The organism is Deinococcus frigens DSM 12807, assembly GCF_000701425.1.
Taxonomy (GTDB): domain Bacteria; phylum Deinococcota; class Deinococci; order Deinococcales; family Deinococcaceae; genus Deinococcus; species Deinococcus frigens.
The window spans coordinates 1-3,278 of the sequence record NZ_JNIW01000122.1 but is presented as its reverse complement, the minus strand read 5'-3'; the positions used below and the strand labels follow the sequence as shown (position 1 = coordinate 3,278).

Genomic DNA, 3,278 nt, shown 5'->3' with positions numbered 1-3,278 from the left:
CGCCACTCCACACTGGGCTACTTGACACCTCACGAGTTCGAACGCCAGGCTAAAGCCGCTTAACCTCAACTACGCAATAGCGGGGCAAGCCCACTCAGTACTCGACAGTTTTATAGAGCTTGAAAAATTCTGTCCTACGCGGCAGAACAGGGTGCGTCTCCTCCCGTCCTCCAATCTCTCGCTCGCTGTTTTACCCAATGGTTTGGGCAGTTTTAGGCGGCTTTCCGGTCAAAATTCAGCGGCCTGAAGGGATGACCCGCACTAATCACGATCACGTCGCGGTATCGGTTGCTGATCGGGGATGTGACTGTTCATTCTCCAAACTTAGAAGGTAACGCCAAGCCCCCGTGTCTTGTGGACGACACACCAAGGTCAGGTGTAGTGAATAATCAAGAGACTGGTCGCCTGCCCGGTCACAGGTGCCTGGTTTTCTCCCTATACGCCCGGTGTACGGCACAGGAAAAAGGAGGATGCGTAGTCTGGACTGCCCGGTGTCTTCGCTCTCTTCACAGGCTGACCTGAACAGCGCCGCTTCATGGTGTCGTTCAAGGTGGGCCTACTTCCAGGAGGATGCACATGTGTGAACCCACAGAGAAGGACACGTCCGTCAGCCGCCGCACCATCGTTCGGGGCCTGCTGTTGACCGCTGGCGCGACCCAGGTCAGTGCGCTGGCTGGGGGCAGTGGCCCGACCGGCTCGACCGCGTCCAGCGTGATCCAGAGCTGGCCCCAGGTCTCGCGGGAAGTGGCCATGAAGATCATGGCTAAGTACGGACCGCCTCAAGAGTTCACCGTGAGCATGCTGATCTGGCATAACAACGGGGTCTGGAAGCGCACCATCGTCAACCGGGACACGATCCCGCACCGCTTCCCCGTGCCCCATCCGGATATGCTCGAGCAGTTTGTGGACTACCGGGTGCCGCTGGAGCGGTACGACGACCTAGCTCATTACGACGGCAGCGTGATTGTCGAACGCACGAAGGGTGAAATCTCGGCGCGCTGTGACAAGGAAGAGATGAATATGCTGGCGCTCAACTTGGCGCACGATATTTCGACGGGTCGCCGAACCTGGCAGGACGCGCGCGACTTTTACGCCAAAACGGCCATGGCTTTTATGGGAGGCGAGAAAGCACCCTACACGCAGAGTCTGATGTTCAAGGCACCGAAGGGAACAACGGCCGATCCGGATCAGCCAGCGAACATGTAGATCGCACACTCATGGCACCTCCCTCTTGTGATCGGCCACTGATCTAGGGATGGGAAGCGCCCATCTTCTTTACGGGGGAGGTATTGGCGGTGGATGACCGACGATGTCTGGGTGCTTCCCAGGAAGCGCTCAGCGAGTTCCGTGTGCCGGACATCCTTCGCCTGGATGAGGGCCAGCACGACCATGGAGAGCAGTCCGACCTGGTTTTTGCGATACTTCGGGAATTGAGCGGTGAAGCACCGAGCAGGTTGGGGCAGGGTAGTGGGGGACACGTTCTGTTCTGATGTGTCAGACGTGATATTTCAAGCCCCTCAAAAAACTGTCGGGTACTGAGGCCTGGTCTATTCCATCTCCTTGCGGTGCTCGCGGTCTTCGACGACATGGGCGAGTACAAAGAAGGTAGGAGCCCAGTGACCGATGAAGTTGCCATCGTGCTGCTTATCATCTTTTTTCTGGCCTTCGGGAATTTGCTTACCCTCAATAAAGTTAAGGGCGGAGATGACGATAGACGCGAAGCCGAGCGTGTAGAGCACAGTTGAGAATTTCATAGTGCCTCCTGACCTTAGTTCTAAGGCGTTTCGCGGACGCCGATGTGAGCTGCGCGTGGAGACCCACTGAGAAATGGACCTCCTTGAACGCCGCTTTAAGCCCGTCTCAAGTTCTGACCAAGTGGTTTGCCGGACCGATGCGTCCCTCTACAGCGCAGGTTCACCTGGGACAGACGGGCAAGGCCAGCGAGGACCGAAAAAAGAATCAGCAAAGAGGGGGGTGTAGGACTTTCTCCCTGTGCTGACCTTTCCAGTGGCAACGAAAAAGCGGCCCGCAGGCCGCCTTGATTTCTTTAAGGGGTCAAGACACGATCCAGGAATTTTTGTACGCTAAGCGAAAGCGACACCTGGGTAGGGCGGTCTAGGAGACCCCTCAGCGGAAGGGGCCAGCTCACTTCCAGCCAGACCTGATGGAAATCATTCCGGGTGCGCTGAGCTGGATTGCCTGGAATCGAAAAGCGGCGCAGTTGAAAGGGTTTGCACAGGGTTATTTCCACTTAACCAGGATGCGAGTCCGTGCGGAGCAACGCATCCCACGATGCCCTGCCCACAAAATTGCGACACTCGGGACATGATTCCTCACCCCGCGCCGCTTTCCATCGGACACCTGGCCGCCGAAACCGGTGAAGGGGTCAAGGCCCTGCGCTACTGGACAGACCTCGGCCTCCTTGAACACCGACGCAAAGAGAGCGGCTACCGGACGTATACCGCCGAGAGTGTGGCGCGTGTGCAGTTCATCCGGTCCGCCCAGCACGTCGGATTTACCCTCGGCGAGATCGCCCGCATCCTCCGCCTGCGGGCAGAGGGCCACAAACCGTGCGCGGAGGTCCAGGAAGAACTGCGAGCGCATCTCCAGGCGGTGCGCCAGCAACTGACCCAGCTTCAGGCGTTGGAAGCCGAACTCGCCGGGCGGCTGGCGTATGCCCAGACGCACCCTGATCCCGAGTGCGATACGGCGGGCTGCGTGTACCTGAATCCACCGGCCCCTTGACTCTCCTCCTGGGGGGAGACTCTAGCTTTGGGCATGGAACTCAACTGCTGCGCGTCCAGCGCCCCCGGGCAGGACGTCACGTCCTGCCCAGTCAGTGGCACCCGTGGAAAAGCGGTGCCCCTGATCACCCTCAAGGCCCTGCTGACCCCGCTTGCCCTGGCCCGACTGACGCCGGACGACACCTTCCGGCTGTGCCCGGACCCGGCCTGCGACGTGGTGTACTTCAGCGCTGCCCAGACCTACCGCACGGAAGACCTCAAGGTGCCGGTCTTCCAGAAGGATCAGGCTCCCGGGATTCCAGTCTGCTACTGCTTCGGACACACGCGAGCTGACCTCAGCGCGGCAGCGGCCTCAGGGACGGGTCAGGCCCTGGAAGCATCGGTCCGCGCCCATGTCCAAGCCGGACGTTGCGGGTGTGAGGTCAACAATCCGCAGGGCAGTTGCTGCCTGGGCAATGTTGTGACCGTTCTGCGGAGTCTGGGCCGCCAGGAGCAGGCATGACGCGCTACGACGCCGTGGTGATCGGCGGGGGG

At 59.8% G+C, this 3,278-nt stretch carries 4 protein-coding genes; 3 read left to right on the top strand and 1 reads right to left on the bottom strand.

Going from position 1 to position 3,278, the window contains the following annotated elements:
- The first annotated feature begins 576 nt into the window (after nucleotides 1–576).
- Nucleotides 577–1,206, top strand: coding sequence for a hypothetical protein (locus Q322_RS21415; protein ID WP_245593332.1), 630 nt, complete (start codon nucleotides 577–579; stop codon nucleotides 1,204–1,206).
- A 341-nt stretch (nucleotides 1,207–1,547) separates the two neighbouring features.
- On the opposite strand, the gene Q322_RS0119770 is transcribed toward Q322_RS21415, so the two are convergent.
- A complete protein-coding gene (locus Q322_RS0119770) occupies nucleotides 1,548–1,754 on the bottom strand; it encodes a hypothetical protein (RefSeq protein ID WP_029479557.1) in 207 nt (68 codons plus the stop codon).
- A gap of 571 nt (nucleotides 1,755–2,325) precedes the next feature.
- Here Q322_RS0119770 and Q322_RS0119765 point away from each other — a divergent pair.
- A complete protein-coding gene (locus tag Q322_RS0119765; RefSeq protein ID WP_029479556.1) occupies nucleotides 2,326–2,745 on the top strand; it encodes a MerR family DNA-binding protein in 420 nt (139 codons plus the stop codon).
- A gap of 33 nt (nucleotides 2,746–2,778) precedes the next feature.
- Nucleotides 2,779–3,246: a putative iron-sulfur cluster-binding metallochaperone gene (locus Q322_RS0119760; protein ID WP_029479555.1), complete on the top strand. Its 468-nt coding sequence runs from the start codon at nucleotides 2,779–2,781 to the stop codon at nucleotides 3,244–3,246.
- Nucleotides 3,247–3,278: the final 32 nt, after the last annotated feature.

Excerpts from the sequence above, each read along its gene's own strand:
- Q322_RS21415 (WP_245593332.1), top strand. The coding sequence starts at position 577 with ATGTGTGAACCCACAGAGAAGGACACGTCCGTCAGCCGCCGCACCATC.
- Q322_RS0119770 (WP_029479557.1), bottom strand. The coding sequence starts at position 1,754 with ATGAAATTCTCAACTGTGCTCTACACGCTCGGCTTCGCGTCTATCGTC.
- Q322_RS0119765 (WP_029479556.1), top strand. The coding sequence starts at position 2,326 with ATGATTCCTCACCCCGCGCCGCTTTCCATCGGACACCTGGCCGCCGAA.
- Q322_RS0119760 (WP_029479555.1), top strand. The coding sequence starts at position 2,779 with ATGGAACTCAACTGCTGCGCGTCCAGCGCCCCCGGGCAGGACGTCACG.